We start from the raw sequence: 16,877 nt of genomic DNA on the forward strand, positions 1-16,877 counted from the left end.
TTCTAATGATTATTGGTCTCAAGGAAACTTGTCCCAAACGCGGCCACTGGTGCAGCTTTCGTCTTGTTGATGAACACGGTTGCGGAAAAACTTATGCAGGCCTCGACTATACAATTCACGACCGTATGGGTGTCACTTATACGGGGATCCTCGATGCCGACGGATATGGCCGGGTAAATAACTTCTATCGCGGCCCGGTGATATTGGATATATCGACAGCCAGTCACGGCGCCATCGATCCTTGGTTCAAGGAACTTCAGACTAGGAAGTACTACAAACTCCCCCTGACCGCCCTCCAGGTCGCCGCCGAACAAACCCCAACCGGCCCCCGCAAAAACGGCCGCACCTACCTCGCACGCGAACGCGCTGAAAAGGAAGACGCCTTCTTCTGGCAAGTGGAAGTCAGCGACTTCGTGCATACCCAGGCCGCGCACCTGCCCCATCCCGACGAAACCCGCGGCCAGCGGCCTTCGATCTTTCTCAAGGAAGCCTGCATTCCATCCTGCGACCAGTTGGGCGTCGCCCTGGCCATCAACAACCACAACGTGCTGGAGGTCAAGGCCCTGCGCGCCTACAGCCCGCTGCTCTCCCACGACAAGGCCTTCTGCGCCCTCGGGGCTGGACCTTGCCGCCTATTCCACACCCTTCGCCCCCCTTTCAAACCAACCCTGACTGCAAGGAGCAAACACGGATGACCCTCAACTTCAAACCGGCACTTTCCCGTTTGTGCCGCAACCGCAACATGCGCCTGACTGCCCTCGGCATCGCCGCCGCCGGCCTCGGCGCCTGCAGCCTGGTCGGCGTGGTCGCCAAGGAAGGCGCCCTGTCCCTCACCGAGCGCCGCGGACTGCAGAGTTTCACCCTGGCTGGCGATCTGCCGGCCAACTTCGGCCTCACTGTCACCGCCTGGTACTACCCGGTTGATGTAGACGCTCTGAACTGCCAGACCGACAACTTCTACACCGGCAAGCAGCAACCGCGTTATCGCGGCAAGCGCCATGACATACCAGTCGAGCCGGTGGCAAAACGCAGCGAACGCAAGATTCCGCTCAAGCATTACATCGGCGCCTGCGAAATGAACCTGGTGAAGGTCAAGATGGAAATCGACGGGCGTTTTGGCGAGCAGCCTCATCAATATGCATATGCCAACTCCATTTTCTATGTGCATGACAGTCCCGACCGGGCAACCGACAACTTCGACGACAAGGGTCACTTGCAAGTCGATGCGCGGTGCACCTGGTTGTTCCTGGAAAGCAAATTGGATCTTGAGCTATCGAAGCTACTCACCTGCCAAGGCGCCGGCGCCAATCTGAAACTCGATCAACTGCCCGGAAAGTCGGTGACGTTGGCGGTGGCGGTTAATCCGGAGGAGCGCCCTTATTACAAGGACACCTGGATCAAGTTTCCAAATGGCTGGAAGCCATGCAAGGCGGAAGGAAACGATTGGATCTGGTGCAAAACCCCTCCCACTTTCCAGACATTCAAAATGAACGGCCAGACCTGCACGGTCTATCCCGGCTGCACGGAGTAACGCACTGATGATTACTGACCTCAAGGAAACTTGTCCTAAACGCGGCCACTGGTGCAGCTTTCGTCTTGTAGATGAACACGGCTGCGGAAAACCATATGCAGGCCTCGACTATACAATTCACGACCGTATGGGTGTCACTTACACGGGTATCCTCGATGCCGACGGATATGGCCGGGTAAACAACTTCTATTGCGGCCCTGCAATACTCGATATCAGTGCCTCCTATATCGGACTGGATGGCTGGTATAAACGTCTACAAACACGGGATAGCTTCCCGTTGCCGATTACTGCCCTCCAGGTCGCCGCCGAACAAACCCCAACCGGCCCCCTCAAAAACGGCCTTACCTACCTCGCCCAGCAACGCGCCGAACAGGAAAACGCCGAATTCTGGCGAGTCGAAGTCCGCGACTTCGCCCCCATCGACGCCGTCGCCCATCTGCCCACCCCCGACAAGACCCGCAAGCCGTATCCATCGATCTTTCTCAAGCAGGCCGTGCTTCCGTCACCCGACCAGCCCGGCGTCGCGCTGGGCCCGAATACCCACAATGTGCTGGAGGTCAAGGCCCTGCGCGCCTACAGCCCGCTGCTGTCCCACGACAAGGCCTTCTGCGCCCTCAATGCCTACCACCTCTCGGTGATGTGCATGCTCAGCTATGCGCCCTTCAACCTGAAACGCGAGGACCACCCGATCCCCAAGAATCCACCCTACGAAAAGCCCGGCTGCATTGGCCGGGTACTGCAGGAACAACTGGCACGCTGCGAAAGGCCAACCTATTTCGGAGAAGCCGGCCCCTACCAGTTGCTGCTCGAGGAAGTGCCCTATTCCAAGCGGCTTGAAGTGGTGCCCTATGACCCGGATCGCTACAAGACAGAGGCCAGGGCGGGCTGGGAATACCCGGAGTCGGTGCATTTCCTCCACGACGACGGCGACAACCAGGCCTTCATCACCCACAACGACAGGATGGTGCTGATTTCCGTGCGGGGTACCGCGGGGCCGCTGGACGCCCTGCGCGACATGGATGCCAGGCAGGTGTCCTATGCCCCCGACCCGGAAGGCAAGTCGGAGGCACATCGGGGGTTCTACCGGGCGTTCGAGGCAGTACAGAAATTCGTAGATATCTACTTACGTGCTTTCTACACCGGCAACCAGACGCTCATGGTCTGTGGTCACAGCCTGGGCGGGGCCATTGCACTGTTGCTGGCCGAGTGGCTACGGCGCAAACCCGGACAGCCCAAAGTGATTCTCTACACCATCGGCGCCCCCCGCGCCGGCAACCAGTCCTTCGTCAAGGCCGCCAGCGACCTCACCCACTACCGCATCGTCAACCACAACGACCCGGTACCCGGCGTACCCAGCACCTGGATGGACGCCGAGTGGCGGCTCGCCCTGCCCGGCACCGCCATGCTGATCGCCGCGGTGGGCTCGCCCTGGCTCGGCATCGTGCTGACCCTGGGCGGCCTGATCAACCTCAAGGACGATGACTACGAGCACCACGGCGACCAGTGGCACCTCATCCCGCGCAACCCCGAGGCGAAGAACAAGCGCGCACTGCTCTGGCAACCCGGCTGCGCGGCCATCTCCGAGAAGGCCTGCGCGGAGTATGCCGCCCAGCTGGAACTGGAAGGCGACATGCCCAGGCGGGACGGGCTGGCACGCCAGCTGTTCCACCTCGGCGACCACTCCAGCGACGGCGGCTACAGCAGGGGCCTGTTGACCACCCTGCTGCGCTGGTACGCCAGCGTGCGCCACCGCGACGGCCAGCTGTTCACTGCCGACGAGCGCAAGCAACTGCTCAAGCAGCTCGCCCCGCTGAAGTCCGAGCTGGAAAACCCCATTCCCCTGCGTTTCGAGGACTTTCGCAAGAACCTGAGCCGGCGCTCCTATCGGCGCTTCTCGCAGGCCTCGAATACCGAGCTGCGCAGCATATTCCACAGCGGCGCGCAGCAGCTGGAATCCTTGCGCCAGCGGGAGGCCCGCGACCTGACCCGCTCGCAGAAGCGCCTGAAGGCCCAGGCCGAACGGATCCTCACCTGGCAGGACGTGTTCGGCGAGCTGCCGCAAAGTCCGGCATTGCTGGAACAGATCGAGGCCTGGCTCGACCAGCCCGCCACCCGCAAGGCCGCCGAAATCGCCAAGGTGTTCGAGCGCATCGACGACACCGGCCTCTACGCCTGATTCAACCCTGACCTCGTACTTGCCCGCCAGCGCGGGGCGGGCCGGCATTACCCGAAAACTGCCAAGGAGCCTCTGAATGCGTTGTTTTCCATTGTGTTTTTTCCTCTTGCTGAGCCTCGCCGGCTGCAGCGGCAACTATGTCTACAGCGACGCGGACTACCGCCCGCTGGGCGATCCGCGCGCCCTCGAACGCGGTGTGTGAAGGAGGCCTGTCGATGCAACTGTTGATGGAAATCCTCAACCCGCCCGGCCATCTGCCCGAGACCGCGCGGCGGCGCACCTTCACCACGGCCGGTGGCCGGGTCGGCCGCAACGCCCGGTGCGAGTGGTGCATTCCCGACCCGGGCAAACAGCTGTCCGGGCACCACGCAAGCATCAGCTTCCACGACGGCGATTTCTACCTGACCGACACCAGCAGCAATGGCACCTGGCTGGTCGCCAGCGGCGAGCGCCTGGGCAAGGATCGTCCGCACCGGCTGCGCAACCAGGCGGTCTATCGGCTCAGCGGCTTCGACATCCTCGTGCGCCTGATCCCGCCGGCGGACCTGGTGGCGCTGGATGTCGGGCGCCCGGCGCCGGCCAACAGCATCATCCAGGACGATTTTCTCGACAGCGACCCGCTGACACGCTTCGATCAGGAAGACGACCCCGCCGGCGACGACGAACTGGGCGAGGTACTGCGCGCCACGCCAGGCAGCCGCCAGCACGATGACCATGCCCAGGTGGAAGCCTTGCACGTGCAGTTGCCCACCCTGGCGCAAGCCCAGGCACCCGAGGCGCTGCAGGCACCGGCATCCTCGGGATTCTGGCGGCAGCTCGGGGCACCCCTGGGCCTCGACCTGGAAAGCCTCGACGCAACGGAGCGCGAACGCCAGGTGCTGAACGCCATGCACCTGCTGCGCACCTGCGCCGTCGAGCTCGGACGCTGCCAGCACACCTGCAGGCAGCTCAGGGCGGACAGCCTGGCCGCCCCCGCTACAGACGATGAGTCACGCAGCGGGGCGCCACTGCCCGTCGCTGAATGGCTGGGCGCGCCGCTGGCCCTCAGCCAGGCGCGGCTTGTCCGTCACTTCCAGCAGTTGCAACGCCACCAGCTGGCGACGGCGGCAGCCTGTCGCGCGTCGCTACGCGCCACCCTGGAGCAGGTGTCTCCGGCCCGGGTGGTGCTGCACCTGGAGCGCCGTGGCTCGCGACGCTGGCTGACCCGCTCGGCGCGCTGGCAAGCCTTCTGCCAGTTGCACCAGACGCTCGGCGACAGCCTTGAACACCAGCCTTTCGGCGATCACTTCGCAACGGCGTATGCCGAGCAGCAGCGATTGCTCGACAGCCTGGGCGAATACCCAACAGGAGAAGCCTGATGCGTTACCTGATCCCCCTCCTTGCCCTCGGCAGCCTGCTGCTGGGCGGCTGCTCGGCCTTGTCGCCGTACTCCAGCGTCACCAAGCTGGACCTGACCCTGTCGGCCGCAGCCGACCTCAATCCGGATTTGCACGGCCGGCCGTCCCCGGTGGTCCTGCGGCTGCTGGAGCTCAAGCATCCGGTGGCCTTCGAGAACGCCGACTTCTTCAGCCTCTACCAGCGTGCCGACAGCGTCCTCGCCGCGGACCTGACCAGTGTCGAGGAGCTGGAACTGAGCCCGGGCAAGCAGGTCCGGCTCAAGCTCAGCGTGCGCCCGACCAGCGCTTATGTCGCAGTGCTCGCGGCCTACCGCGACCTGCCCGAAACCCGCTGGCGCCAGGTCATCCCCCTCACCCCTGCCGGCATCACCCGCACCATCCTGATCCTTGACCAGCACGGCATTCACCCGGCGGACGCATCGCCATCCACCCCGGAGCAGGCACGATGAACACCGACAAAGTGGTCTGGAAGGAAGGCATGCTGCTGCGGCCCCAGCACTTTCAGCAAAACGATCGCTACCATGCCCACCAGCTGAACAGCCGCACCCTGTTGCTGAGCAGCCATGGCGCGGGATTCTTCAGCCTGAAGCTGGACACCGGTTTCCTGCGCTTCGCCAAGATCGTGGTACGCCATGCCTGCGGCATCCTGCCCGATGGCAGCTACTTCGAACTCAAGGAAGAACACGGGACCCTGTCGCTGGACGTACCGCACAGCACCAGTGACCAGCCGGTGTACCTCGGGCTGCCGCTGCTCGGCTGCAGCCCTGCCGAAACCCGCACTGCCACACAGGCCGACACCCTGGCGCGCTATGTCAGCCATGAAGCCGAGGTCGCCGACTGCAATGCCGGCGGACAGACCCGCAGCACCTTGAGCTGTGCCCGCCCCGACCTGAAGCTGATGCTGGGCGAGCAGTCCCACGACAGCGCCTTCGTCAAACTCAAGGTGTGTCACATCCAGTCCGTGGACAACCTGCAGGCCGCGCTCCTCGATGCCCGCTTCCAGCCCAGCTACCTGCATATTCGCGCGTGCGAGCCGTTGACCGCCTGTGTCGACCAGGTCATCAACCAGCTCAAGAGCCGGGGCGATGCGATTGCCGAGCGCATGCGCTCGACCGGGCAGATCGGTGGCGCGGAACTGGGCGACTTCATGATGCTGCAGTTGATCAACCGTTCCGAACTGTTGCTGCGGCATTTCCAGGCATCGGACCAGCTGCACCCGGAACAGGTGTATCGCAGCTTGCTGGCCCTGCTCGGCGAACTGTCGACCTTTTCCAGCGAGCGCCGGCCCGTGGCCGGGCACGGCGGCTATGACCACCAGCGGCAACTGGACTGTTTCGAGCGACTGCGGGTGCAGATCGGCGAGGTGCTGTCGCTGGTGCTGGAACAGCACGCCGTCCAGTTGCCGCTGCAGCAGCACAAGTACGGCGTGCAGATCGCCCGGTTGCCCGATCCGTCATTCCTGCACAGCGGCTACTTCGTGCTGGTGGCCCAGGCCCAGGGCGAGACGGACGACCTGCGCCAGCGCCTGCCGCAGCAGTTGAAGATCGGTACCGTCAACAGCATCCGCGACCTGGTCAACCTGCACCTGCCCGGGATCAAGCTGAGCCCGCTGCCCGTGGCACCGAGGCAGATCCCGTACCACACGCAAAAAACCTACTTCAAGCTCGAACCGGGGCCGCTCGACGTGCCTGAACTGGAGAGCGCCGGCGGTTTCGCGTTCCACCTGTCCGGCACGTTCACGGGGCTGGAGCTGCAATTCTGGGCCATCAGGAACTGACCATGATCGACAAGGACACCTACGACAACCAGGACAACCGCACGGTGATCGTCGACCTCGACGGTCGCCCCCCCGAGCAGTCCAGCCTCACCGACTTCGCGCAAGCGCCGCGCTACGAGGCGCTTGAATCCCATTACGTGTACAGCGCCCGGGTGGAGCCCGCGCAGACCTACAGCATCAGCCCCAACCCGTTGATCGCCGCGGCGGCGGACCTGCTGTCCGATATCGTTCGGCTCAAGCAGCGCAAGCGCTGCAAGGACATGGACAAGCTCAACCGGCGCCTGAACAACGACATCAAGGCGTTCGAACGGCGCAGCCGGCTGGCGGGCGTCGAGCACTATGAAGTGCAGACCGCGCGCTACCTGCTGTGCACCGTCGTCGACGAAGCCGTGTTGAACACCGAATGGGGCAAGCACAGCGACTGGTCCAACCGCAGCCTGCTCAGTCACTTCCACAACGAGACGTCGGGCGGGGAAAAGTTCTTCCTGCTGGTGGAGCGCGTGATCCGCCGTCCGTCCCGCCACCTGCACATGATCGAGTTGATGTACCTGTGCCTGTCGCTCGGCTTCAAGGGCAAGTACGCCAGGGCGACCCATGACGGCGGACTGGCGCTGGAAGAGGTTCGCGACGATCTCTATCGGCACATCCGCCAGTTGCGCAGCGACACTCCGCAGGTGCTGTCGGCGCCTGCTCCGGAAACCATCAGCGAGCGGCCATTGCCGCCGCGGGTGGTGCCCTGGTGGCTGGTGGCGCTGTTCACTCTCATCAGCCTGGCCACCCTCTACTCGGGGTTCGCCTGGGTGCTGGGGGAGCAACGTGACCAGGTGCTGCGGCCCTTTTTGCTGGACTCCGCCATGTGCGAAGACGGCACGGCTTGCGGGGAGTAATCACGGATGACATTCGAACACATGCCAACCTGCCCCCAGCGCAGCCGCGCCAGTTGCCAGCGCGGCATGCGCCTGACAGGTATCGGCCTCGTCCTGCTCGGCCTGACCGGCTGCAGCTGGGTCGGCATGGCCCTCAAGGAAAGTGCCATTTCGGCAACCGGTCGCAGCGGTTGGGACAGCTTCACCTTTGCCGGAGACCTGCCGGCGCACTTTGGCCTGGAGGTCAACCCCGGCTATGACCCTATCGACCCCGACAGCAGCGTCTGCCAACGCCAGAACCTGTATGGCGAATGGAGCGCACGCTATTTCGGCACAACCCACAAGGTACCGATCAAGCCCGCCGCGCATTCATTCGCGCTCAAGTTGCCCCTGACCTACTCCGTCGGGCTTTGCACCATGCGGCTCACCGAAATCGAAATCGTGGTCCATGCCGCACATGGCGATCAGGCCTGGCAGCGGACCACCGACCGAGGTCGTTTCCGCGTGGTCGACCGGCTGCCGGACGGTGTAGCCGGATTCGATGCTCGGGGCCGCGTTGAATTCCCGGCCGAGTGCCGGTGGCTTTTCCAGCAAAGCGTGGCCCGGTCCAGAGTCGGCGAGCTTGAAAAGCTCCTGTTCTGCTCAGCGACGGGAACCTTTTTGCAATACGACCAGTTGGCCGGAAAAACGGTGACGTTGGCGGTTGCGGTTAATCCGGAGGAAGAACCCTATCGCGACAATACCTGGACCAAGTTCCCGAATGGCTGGAAACCATGCCTACCCAAAGAGGGTGGATGGCAAAGTTGTCAGACGCCCCCGATTTTCAAAACTTTCAAGATGAACGGCCAGACCTGCACGGTCTATCCCGGCTGCACGGAGTAACACACTTATGATTACTGACCTCAAGGAAACTTGTCCCAAACGCGGCCACTGGTGCAGCTTTCGTCTTGTAGATGAACACGGTTGCGGGAAAACTTATGCAGGCCTCGACTATATAATTCACGACCGTATGGGTGTCACTTATACGGGCATCCTCGATGCCGACGGATATGGCCGGGTAAACAATGTCTATTGCGGCCCGGTGATATTGGATATGTCGATGCCCTATCAAGGCATCGTCGATCCTTGGTACGAGGAGCTTAAAATACGGAAGTCTTTCAAGCTCCCCCTGACCTCCCTTCAGGTCGCCGCCGAACAAACCCCAACCGGCCCTCGCAAAAACGGCCTCACCTACCTCGCACAGCAACGTGCCGAACAGGAAAACGCCAGGTTCTGGCGAGTCGAAGTCCGCGACTTCGTCCATACCAAGGCCTCCCATCTGCCCGACCCCGACGCCACCCGTGCTCCGCGGCCTTCGCCCTTTCTCAAGGAGGCCGTGCTGCCATCTCCCACTCAGTTGGGTGTAGCCCTGGGCCCCAACACCCACAATGTGCTCGAGGTCAAGGCCTTGCGCGCCTACAGCCCGCTGTTTTCACGGGACAAGGCTTTCTGCGCCCTCAATGCCTACCACCTCTCGGTGATGTGCATGCTCAGCTACGCGCCGTTCAACAAGTCACCCGATGACAAGAATGCGTGCAAAAAACCGCCCTACGACGAGCCCGGCTGTATCGGCAAGGTGCTGCACGGCCAGCTTGCCCACCTAGTCCGCCCGACGCAGTTCAAGACGAGCGGTCCGTTCCACCTGCTTTGCGAAGAAGTGCCCTATTCCAAACGCCTCGAGGTCGTGCCCTACGATCCCGAGCGCTACGCCGCGGAGGCAAAACAAGGATGGGCATTTCCAGAGGACGTGCACTTTTTGAACCACCAGAACACCGATACCCAGGCCTTCATCACCCATAACGACAGGTTCGTGCTGATTTCGGTTCGTGGCAGCCAGGAAATGCACGACTTCCTCAGGGATGCCGACGCCCGGCAGGTCCCGCATGTCGATGACCAGGGAGCGGTGCACCGAGGCTTCCACAATGCCTTCCTGGCTGCCAAGGATTTTGTTGCCAGGTACCTGCGCGCGTTCCATACCGCCAACCAGACCTTCATCGTCACCGGCCACAGCCTGGGCGGTGCGATCGCACTGCTGCTCGCCGAGTGGCTGCAACGGGATTTTTCCAACGACCTGCAGCTGTATACCTACGGCGCGCCGCGTACCGGCGACAGTGAGTTTGTCGAGGCGGCCGCGGCCGTTGTCCATCATCGGCTGGTCAATCACAACGACCCGATTCCCAGCGTGCCCGCCCCGTGGATGGACGCGGAATGGAAGCTGGCGCTGCCCGGCAGCACCCTGTTGATCGCCTCGGCAGGCAGCCCCGCAGTGGGCGCGGTGCTGCTGTTGGCCGGGCTGCTGAACCTGAGCGGCAACCCCTACCGGCATCACGGCCGGCAAGGTCATTTCATGCCACGCAAGCGCGGCGCAGGCCCTGCCTCGTCGGTGCTGTGGAATCCCGGCTGCGAGGCGATCACGGCATCGACCTGCGCCCGCTTCAGCAGCGAGATCGAGCTCAAGGGCGACATGCCGACCCGCGATGCCTTCCTCAGGCAGGTCCTGTCCATCGGCGAGCACTTCAACGACCCGGGCTACGCCAACGCATCGCTGGCCACCTTGCTGCGCTGGTACGCCAGCATTTCAAGGGAGGTGGAGCAAGGTGCGCTGTTCACCACCAAGGAACGCAAGCAACTGGGCCTGCAGGTCGAAAGCATCCAGACCGAGGTGGAACGCCCCAGCGAACTCACCTACCCCCGTTTTCGCTACAACCTGCGCCGGAAACACGACCATCGGTTCGAGCGCAAGACCGAGTTGCAGCTGCGCCTGATGTTCGAGAACGACCTGAAGCTGCTGGACGCCGTGCGCGGCCGGGAACGCAAAGAGCTCACCCCGTGCAAAAGCGCCTGAAGGCCCAGAGTGTTCTCGGCTGGCAGGACGTGTTCGGCGACCTTGCCGATAACGAGGCCCTGCGTTGCCTGCTTGGCCAATGGCTGGCCCTGGAGGCCAACCAGGCCGCTGCCGAGCTTGCCAAGGTAAACGCACGACGGGCCGAGCAGCACTACGCCTGAATCACCTGAATCACCTGATCGAGAGTGTTTGAATGAAGAACATCGTTACTACCCTGGCGCGCCAGCGCTGGTTATGGAGCCTGCTGCCGGTCCTGGCCCTGGCCCTGACGATCTGGTTTTTCGGCCCGCTGCTGGCCGTGGCCGATCAGCGTATCTGGGAGTCCGTTTCCTCGCGGGTGCTGACCCTGTGCATCCTGCTGCTGTCCTGGGGACTCATGCTGCTCCTGGTCCGCCAGCGCCACGCGTCCCGCGCAGCCCCTCGTGCGGCTGACGTGCAACCACCCCAGGCGCACGAGCCTTGCGTCGACGAGGAACTGTCGACCCTGCGTACCCGCTTCAAGCAGGCGCAGCGCAACCTGCGGCGCCCGGACCTGTACGGCAACCGTTCCCAGCGCTGGCGCAAGGAACTGCCCTGGTACTTGCTGATCGGACCGCAAGGCAGCGGCAAAACCAGCCTGCTGGATCATTCCGGCATCAGGTTTCCCCTGCAGCCGGTGGACGGCCAAACGGACAGCCCGCCACCGACTACCTCACAATGCGACTGGTACTTCGCTGAACAAGGCGTGCTGCTCGACACCGGCGGTCGTTACCTCTGCCCCCGCTCTGCGGCTGACACCCAGGGCTGGCGCACCTTGCTCAAGCTGCTGCGCCAGCGTCGGCGCGGACGGCCGCTCGACGGGGTGATGGTCAGCGTGCCGATCACGTCGCTGATCGATGGCGACGACATCGCGCTCAAGCACCTGGCCGGGCAGATCCGCAGCCGTCTGCTGGAGATCCACTCGCTTCTGCATTGCCGGGTTCCGGTCTACCTGGTGCTGACCAAGGCGGACGAGGTTCAGGGCTTCGACGCTTTCTTCGACCATCTGACCCGCGAGGAAAGCCAGCAAGCGCTGGGTATCGCTTTCACCCAGGAGCAACGCGGCACCGAACCTGCCGTCTTGCACGAGGCCGTCGAAGGCCTGCTGCGACGCTTGAACAGCCTGGTGGTGACCCGCCTGCAGCAAGAGCGCAGCATCGAAAACCGCGGCCGTATCCTCGACTTCCCGCACCGCCTTGGCCTTATGGGAACGCAGCTTGCCCTGCTGGTGGACACGGCGTTTGCAGGCAACCGCTACGAGCCCGAAAGCCAGTTACGCGGCATCTATCTGACCAGTGCGCCCCATTGGGCACCGGACACGCCGGCCAGCCTCCCGGAAGACAACACGCCAGCCGACGCTGCGCCACCTGCCCGCACCCTGCGCTCGATGCAAGGCAAACCGCGCTTCATCCACCACCTGCTCAGCCGGGTCATTTTTCCGGACGCCGGTTTGGCCATGCTCGACACACACGCCTCGCGGCGCCTGCGCTGGGGCCAGCGCTCGCTCTACGCCGGGGCATTGGCGTGCCTGGTGCTGTTCGGCGTGATATGGGCGACGGGGTTTATGTACAACCACCACCGGTTCGACCAGCTCAGGACGATCGGCGAGCAGTTCACCCGGCAGCACGACGCCGTTGCCCGGCAGGACGACGCACTGGCGATCCTGCCGCTGCTGGACACCAGCCTTGCCGCCGTCCAGGTCTTTCCACCGGCCTCGAACCTCGCCCTGCACGAGCGCAATGGCCTGTATCAAGGGGAACCCAGCGCAGCAGTACTGCGGCAACGCTATGCGCACGAGTTGAACGAGCAATTGCTACCCCGCGTCGCACAGCAGCTGGAAGGCCAGATCCGCGCCAACCTGAACGATCGCGATGCCTTGCTCGACCACCTGCGCGCCTACCTGATGCTCGGCCTGCCTGAGCAGCGGGACAGGGCCACGCTCGAACAGTGGGCCGCCACGGACTGGAGTCGACGTTATGCCGGCGAACCTGAGGCGCGCTCGCGCTTGAGCGAACACTTTTCCCGGCTGCTGGAGCAACCGTTGCGCTATCCGCTCGACGACACGCTGGTCGCGCAAGCGCGGCAGTCGTTGCAGAAGGTCCCGCTGGCCAGCCTGGCCTATCGTTCCTTGCAGGAACGCTCCCGCGCCTTGCCCCAGTACCGTCTGGACCAGCACCTGGGGCCCCAGGGTGGCCTGTTCGAGGGCGGGCACACGGTGATTCCGGGTCTCTACACGCAAAAGGGCTACCAGCAGCAGTTTCTCGTTCACGCCAGCGGACTGGTGCGCGAGCTGCTGCGCGATAACTGGGTCACGGGTCAGAGCAGCAGTCTCGATCCGCTGCAGTTGCAGACGTTGATGGCCGAGGTGGAGCAGTTGTACTTCCATGACTACGCCACTCACTGGAACCAGGCGCTGGCCAGGCTGACGCTACGCCCACTCGACAGCCTGGCGGCCGGTGCCGACCAGGCGGGCGCTCTGGTGGCGGCGAACTCTCCGCTGCTGCAGTTGCTGGTCCAGGTACGCGACAACACCCGCTTTCCAACACTGGGCGAGCGCACTGCCGAGCTGGCCGACGCTGCCGACGCGCTTGCCGAGCCGGTGGCGGCGGCGGGCCAGGTGGCGAACGCCGTGGCCGGGCAAGCGTTGAGCGCCATCGCCAATCCACTCGCGGACAGCGCGAAGTCAGCAGTGCAACGACGCTTCGAACCCCTGCATCGCCTGCTGGATGACAGCGATGCGGCAAGCCCTGAGCTGATCCCGGCACTGACGGCCCTGGCCGACCTGCAGCAGCAACTGAACGGCCTGAACCAGGGAAGCCACTACGACCAGGCGGCGTTCGAGCTGGCCAAGGTCCGGATCAACGGCAAGCGCAGCGCGCTGGACCAGGTGCGCGTGAACGCCGGCAGGCTGCCGGCACCGGTGAACGGTTGGCTGCGAGCCGTGAGCGACGACAACTGGCAGTTGCTATTGGCGGATGCCTATCGGTACGTCAACCATCGCTATCAAGGCGAACTCTATAGCGTCTACAGCAGCGCCTTGCACCAGCGTTTCCCCTTCCACGCCCACAGCACCAGCGACGTCGCCCTGGCTGATTTCAGGGAGTTCTTCAAGGCGCAAGGGACTGCCGACCGGTTCATCGAAACGTACCTGGAACCCTTCGCCAGCTTCGACGGAAGCCGCTACCGCTTGCGCAGTGTCGACGGACGCAGCCTGCCCCTGTCGCCCGCCGTGCTGCACCAGATGAACAACGTACGGCTGATACGCCAGGGCTTCTTCGCCGAAAGTGCCTCGGAGCCGCTGATCCGGTTCAGCCTTGAACCCTACTCGCTCGACGCCAGCCTCAGCCGCGCCGATTTTCGCCTGGGCGGGCAGCACCTGGAATATCGCCACGGTCCCATCGTGCCTGGCGCCTTCCAGTGGCCGGCGGTGAAAGACGAAGGGCTTAGCAGTTTGATCGTCGAGGAGCAGAACGGGCGGCGGACCGGACTCCAGGAAAATACCGGGCCCTGGTCATTGTTCCGGCTGCTGGACCTGATGGACAAAGAGCCGCATAGGGGGCGGGACGTGTTGATGCTCAAGGCGGATGTCGGCGGGTTGCGGGCCAATTACCTGCTGCTCAGCCAGCGCTCGCCCAATCCGTTCGACATGAAGGCGATACGCAACTTCCAGCTGCCGGCGGTGCTCTAGTGAGCAGGCCCTGGCGCAGCGCCGGGCGCAGCGAGAACGGCAAGGTGCGCCTGCGCAACGAGGATGCATTTCTCGACTGCCCGGAGCGTGGGCTCTGGGCCGTTGCCGATGGCATGGGCGGGCACCAGCGAGGCGACCTGGCCAGCCGGATGGTCGTCGACAGTTTGCGATCGCTGCCGGCGGACGGCTGTTTTGCACAACGCCTGAAGCGATTGCGAGAGTGTTTGCACTGGGTCAACAGGCGCCTGAGCCAGGAGCTCACCCTTCCTGAACATCAGCAAGGCACCACCGTGGGCACCACGGTGGTGGCCATGCTGCTGGAGGAAGACAGGATGGCGTGCGTCTGGGCAGGCGACAGCCGCTGCTACCTGTGGCGTCGCCAGCGTCTTTACCAGCTCTCGCGCGACCATTCCCTGCTGGAGCATCTGGTTACGCAACAGCGAATGCGTCCGCAGGAGGCGGCCTCGCATCCTCGCGCTCACGCATTGACGAAAGCGGTGGGCGCTCACGAACGCCTGTCACTGGACATCCTCGAGCTGCACACCGAACCGGGCGATGTCCTGTTGCTGTGCAGCGACGGTTTGTATGAGGACTTGAGTTGCGAAGCTGTCAGCCGGTCGCTAGGGCTGACATCCCCCGAGGCCGCAGTGGCGCACTTGTTCGAATGCGCGCTGCGCGGCCCCGCCCGGGACAACCTGACTGCCGTGGTGATACGCCTGTGAGTGACATCCATGCCGCAAGGGCCGGCGAACAGCCCTGCGCTGCCATTGACGCCAACCCGACGTACGCTGCCTTCGCAGCTCGTTCGGCTGGCCCTGACGCCTCGATAGCGACCGTGGAGTCGCTACCCACGCTACTCAATGGTCGTTATCGGCTGGAGCGGCTTCTGGGGCTGGGTGGCATGAGCGCCGTCTACTGCGCCGAAGACAGGGTACGCGCACGCTTTGAGCGCCATGTGTCTCGCGTGGCGATAAAGGTCATGAACGAATGCCATGCCCGCTACCCTGACGCCAATGCCCTGCTCTACAAAGAGTTCGCGCTGAATCGCCTGTTGCACCACCCGGGCATCATCCGTCTTCACGACTTCGATCTGGACAGCCAGTCAGGACGCGGATTCATCAGCATGGAGTACCTGCAGGGCACGCCGCTGGACCGGATGCTCGTCGAGCATCCGCAAGGGCTCGCCTGGGATCTGTTGCAGCCCATCGCCGTACGCGTGCTTGAGGCTGTCGCCCATATGCACGCAAGCAACGTGGTGCACGGCGACCTGAAGCCCAGCAACTTCATGCTCGAAGCGGACGGATTGCGCTTATTCGATTTCGGGCTCAGTGAGTCGACCCATCCGCAGGTCATCGACCTCCCCCGCCTGCAAAGGCAGCGGATCGTAGCCTGGACACCGCGTTATGCAGCCCTGGAGTTAGTCGAAGGGGGCGTCCCGAGCTGTGCCTCCGATATCTACTCAGCGGCCTGCATGCTGTACGAACTCGCCACCGGGAACCTTCCCTATCGCGGTTGCGACGCGCGTCAGGCCCAGGTGCAGCGGCTCGATAAATCGATCAGCAGGGCCAGGAACCTGCCGCAGAGCACCTGGCGCGCGTTACACCTGGCAATGGCGCTCGATCCCCACACCCGACGCATCGGTGCGCAAGAGCTTCTAAACGCATTCCGCTCCGGGATTGATCGGCAATGGCCGGGGTGGATAGGTCGTTTGGTTTCACCTGCGAAATAGTCGGTCACCGATGCACAGAAGGGAACCGTATCCATAACGCAAAAAAAAAGGCAACGACCACAGCGGTCGTTGCCTCATCGATCAGCACATCGGCATCACGCGGTGAGCGGGCTGCGCCAGTCATCGGAACCGGTGGTACCACAGATCTCGTGGGTCCAGATGATCTTGCGATAGGTGAAATACACATCTTCCAGGTGCGTGAAGTGCGCCATTTCAGGATCCTGGCAATTCGGCATGCGGGACTTCACGTCCACGATGATCGCATCCTCCAGTTCGATCGAGTAGTAGTGCTCCTGTTTACCCAACGCAGAGGTGCGATACCAGGCCAGATGGCACCTCTCCAGACGTTCGCCCGAGGTCAGGGCATTGAAGATCAACGGCGAGGACTTGTCGAACACCTTGGTGATCATCAGCGGCTTGTGCACCCGCTGCCCCGTGGGCTGGCCGGACTGAGGGTCGCGCGGAATGATGACCTGGTGGTCGAAGGCCTGGACGAGAATCTGATCCTCATGACCTTGCTGGAAAATATTGCCCACCGAGTCCTCGGTGAAGGTGCCCGCAGTGATCAGGCCTTGCTTGCTGCCTTCGAGCATCATGTACGCAGGTGTTGGCATCGTTGACTCCTAAATGGATGGCGTCGATCCGGATCGTCGACGGCAAGTTGAAGTACAAGATGTAGGCCAACTTTATTTTATTCTTATATTTCAAATAGATAGATTATTAATAGGCTCAGAAAGGCAACGTCCGCCTCTCATAAAGGCCAGTCATTGTGAAAATCCTTTCACACGCAATCACCGTTATTTACCCAGAA

General features: G+C 63.1%; 15 protein-coding genes. 14 read left to right on the forward strand and 1 reads right to left on the reverse strand.

Translation table 11 applies throughout. The features are described 5' to 3' along the window. Positions 1 to 5: 5 nt before the first annotated feature. The 14 genes from V0R59_RS18710 (at position 6) to V0R59_RS18775 (ending at position 16,066) form a co-directional block, all read left to right on the forward strand. Positions 6 to 695 (forward strand): hypothetical protein, encoded by a 690-nt coding sequence (locus V0R59_RS18710; protein ID WP_330075970.1) that lies wholly within the window; start codon positions 6 to 8, stop codon positions 693 to 695. After that, complete coding sequence (locus tag V0R59_RS18715; RefSeq protein WP_330075969.1) at positions 692 to 1,531, forward strand: hypothetical protein; 840 nt, start codon at positions 692 to 694, stop codon at positions 1,529 to 1,531. Before V0R59_RS18710 ends, V0R59_RS18715 begins: the two co-directional genes overlap by 4 nt. A 277-nt stretch (positions 1,532 to 1,808) precedes the next feature. Continuing rightward, positions 1,809 to 3,707: a lipase family protein gene (locus V0R59_RS18720; protein ID WP_330075968.1), complete on the forward strand. Its 1,899-nt coding sequence runs from the start codon at positions 1,809 to 1,811 to the stop codon at positions 3,705 to 3,707. Between the two features lie 76 nt (positions 3,708 to 3,783). After that, the gene (locus V0R59_RS18725; protein ID WP_330075967.1) at positions 3,784 to 3,909 is read left to right on the forward strand and encodes a type VI secretion protein; all 126 of its coding nucleotides are present in this window, start codon (positions 3,784 to 3,786) and stop codon (positions 3,907 to 3,909) included. A 13-nt stretch (positions 3,910 to 3,922) separates the two neighbouring features. Beyond that, complete coding sequence (gene tagH / locus V0R59_RS18730) at positions 3,923 to 5,065, forward strand: type VI secretion system-associated FHA domain protein TagH (protein ID WP_330075966.1); 1,143 nt, start codon at positions 3,923 to 3,925, stop codon at positions 5,063 to 5,065. Further along, the gene (gene tssJ / locus V0R59_RS18735) at positions 5,065 to 5,553 is read left to right on the forward strand and encodes a type VI secretion system lipoprotein TssJ (RefSeq protein ID WP_330075965.1); all 489 of its coding nucleotides are present in this window, start codon (positions 5,065 to 5,067) and stop codon (positions 5,551 to 5,553) included. Before tagH ends, tssJ begins: the two co-directional genes overlap by 1 nt. Next, positions 5,550 to 6,881, forward strand: a complete 1,332-nt coding sequence (tssK, locus tag V0R59_RS18740; RefSeq protein ID WP_330075964.1) for a type VI secretion system baseplate subunit TssK — start codon at positions 5,550 to 5,552, stop codon at positions 6,879 to 6,881. Before tssJ ends, tssK begins: the two co-directional genes overlap by 4 nt. A gap of 2 nt (positions 6,882 to 6,883) precedes the next feature. Then, positions 6,884 to 7,768: a type IVB secretion system protein IcmH/DotU gene (icmH, locus tag V0R59_RS18745; protein ID WP_330075963.1), complete on the forward strand. Its 885-nt coding sequence runs from the start codon at positions 6,884 to 6,886 to the stop codon at positions 7,766 to 7,768. Between the two features lie 6 nt (positions 7,769 to 7,774). After that, positions 7,775 to 8,629, forward strand: coding sequence for a hypothetical protein (locus tag V0R59_RS18750; protein WP_330075962.1), 855 nt, complete (start codon positions 7,775 to 7,777; stop codon positions 8,627 to 8,629). A 7-nt stretch (positions 8,630 to 8,636) separates the two neighbouring features. Then, positions 8,637 to 10,631: a lipase family protein gene (locus V0R59_RS18755; RefSeq protein ID WP_330075961.1), complete on the forward strand. Its 1,995-nt coding sequence runs from the start codon at positions 8,637 to 8,639 to the stop codon at positions 10,629 to 10,631. Further along, complete coding sequence (locus V0R59_RS18760) at positions 10,616 to 10,792, forward strand: hypothetical protein (RefSeq protein ID WP_330075960.1); 177 nt, start codon at positions 10,616 to 10,618, stop codon at positions 10,790 to 10,792. The genes V0R59_RS18755 and V0R59_RS18760 overlap by 16 nt, the downstream gene beginning before the upstream one ends. Before the next feature lie 32 nt (positions 10,793 to 10,824). Next, entirely contained in the window at positions 10,825 to 14,337 is a 3,513-nt protein-coding gene (gene tssM / locus V0R59_RS18765) for a type VI secretion system membrane subunit TssM (RefSeq protein ID WP_330075959.1), read from the forward strand. Further along, positions 14,337 to 15,059, forward strand: coding sequence for a PP2C family protein-serine/threonine phosphatase (locus tag V0R59_RS18770; protein WP_330075958.1), 723 nt, complete (start codon positions 14,337 to 14,339; stop codon positions 15,057 to 15,059). Before tssM ends, V0R59_RS18770 begins: the two co-directional genes overlap by 1 nt. After that, positions 15,056 to 16,066 carry a serine/threonine-protein kinase gene (locus V0R59_RS18775; protein WP_330075957.1) on the forward strand — a complete coding sequence of 337 codons (1,011 nt, stop codon included), beginning with the start codon at positions 15,056 to 15,058 and terminating at the stop codon, positions 16,064 to 16,066. The genes V0R59_RS18770 and V0R59_RS18775 overlap by 4 nt, the downstream gene beginning before the upstream one ends. Positions 16,067 to 16,161: 95 nt before the next feature. Here the strand turns inward: V0R59_RS18775 and V0R59_RS18780 are convergent, their stop codons facing one another. Then, positions 16,162 to 16,680 (reverse strand): Hcp family type VI secretion system effector, encoded by a 519-nt coding sequence (locus V0R59_RS18780; RefSeq protein ID WP_330075956.1) that lies wholly within the window; start codon positions 16,678 to 16,680, stop codon positions 16,162 to 16,164. Positions 16,681 to 16,877 lie beyond the last annotated feature (197 nt).

Source organism: Pseudomonas ulcerans, assembly GCF_036324125.1.
Lineage (GTDB): Bacteria > Pseudomonadota > Gammaproteobacteria > Pseudomonadales > Pseudomonadaceae > Aquipseudomonas > Aquipseudomonas ulcerans.

Excerpts from the sequence above, each read along its gene's own strand:
- tssM (WP_330075959.1), top strand. The coding sequence starts at position 10,825 with ATGAAGAACATCGTTACTACCCTGGCGCGCCAGCGCTGGTTATGGAGC.
- V0R59_RS18755 (WP_330075961.1), top strand. The coding sequence starts at position 8,637 with ATGATTACTGACCTCAAGGAAACTTGTCCCAAACGCGGCCACTGGTGC.
- V0R59_RS18750 (WP_330075962.1), top strand. The coding sequence starts at position 7,775 with ATGACATTCGAACACATGCCAACCTGCCCCCAGCGCAGCCGCGCCAGT.
- tssK (WP_330075964.1), top strand. The coding sequence starts at position 5,550 with ATGAACACCGACAAAGTGGTCTGGAAGGAAGGCATGCTGCTGCGGCCC.
- V0R59_RS18780 (WP_330075956.1), bottom strand. The coding sequence starts at position 16,680 with ATGCCAACACCTGCGTACATGATGCTCGAAGGCAGCAAGCAAGGCCTG.
- V0R59_RS18710 (WP_330075970.1), top strand. The coding sequence starts at position 6 with ATGATTATTGGTCTCAAGGAAACTTGTCCCAAACGCGGCCACTGGTGC.
- tssJ (WP_330075965.1), top strand. The coding sequence starts at position 5,065 with ATGCGTTACCTGATCCCCCTCCTTGCCCTCGGCAGCCTGCTGCTGGGC.
- V0R59_RS18715 (WP_330075969.1), top strand. The coding sequence starts at position 692 with ATGACCCTCAACTTCAAACCGGCACTTTCCCGTTTGTGCCGCAACCGC.
- V0R59_RS18725 (WP_330075967.1), top strand. The coding sequence starts at position 3,784 with ATGCGTTGTTTTCCATTGTGTTTTTTCCTCTTGCTGAGCCTCGCCGGC.
- icmH (WP_330075963.1), top strand. The coding sequence starts at position 6,884 with ATGATCGACAAGGACACCTACGACAACCAGGACAACCGCACGGTGATC.
- tagH (WP_330075966.1), top strand. The coding sequence starts at position 3,923 with ATGCAACTGTTGATGGAAATCCTCAACCCGCCCGGCCATCTGCCCGAG.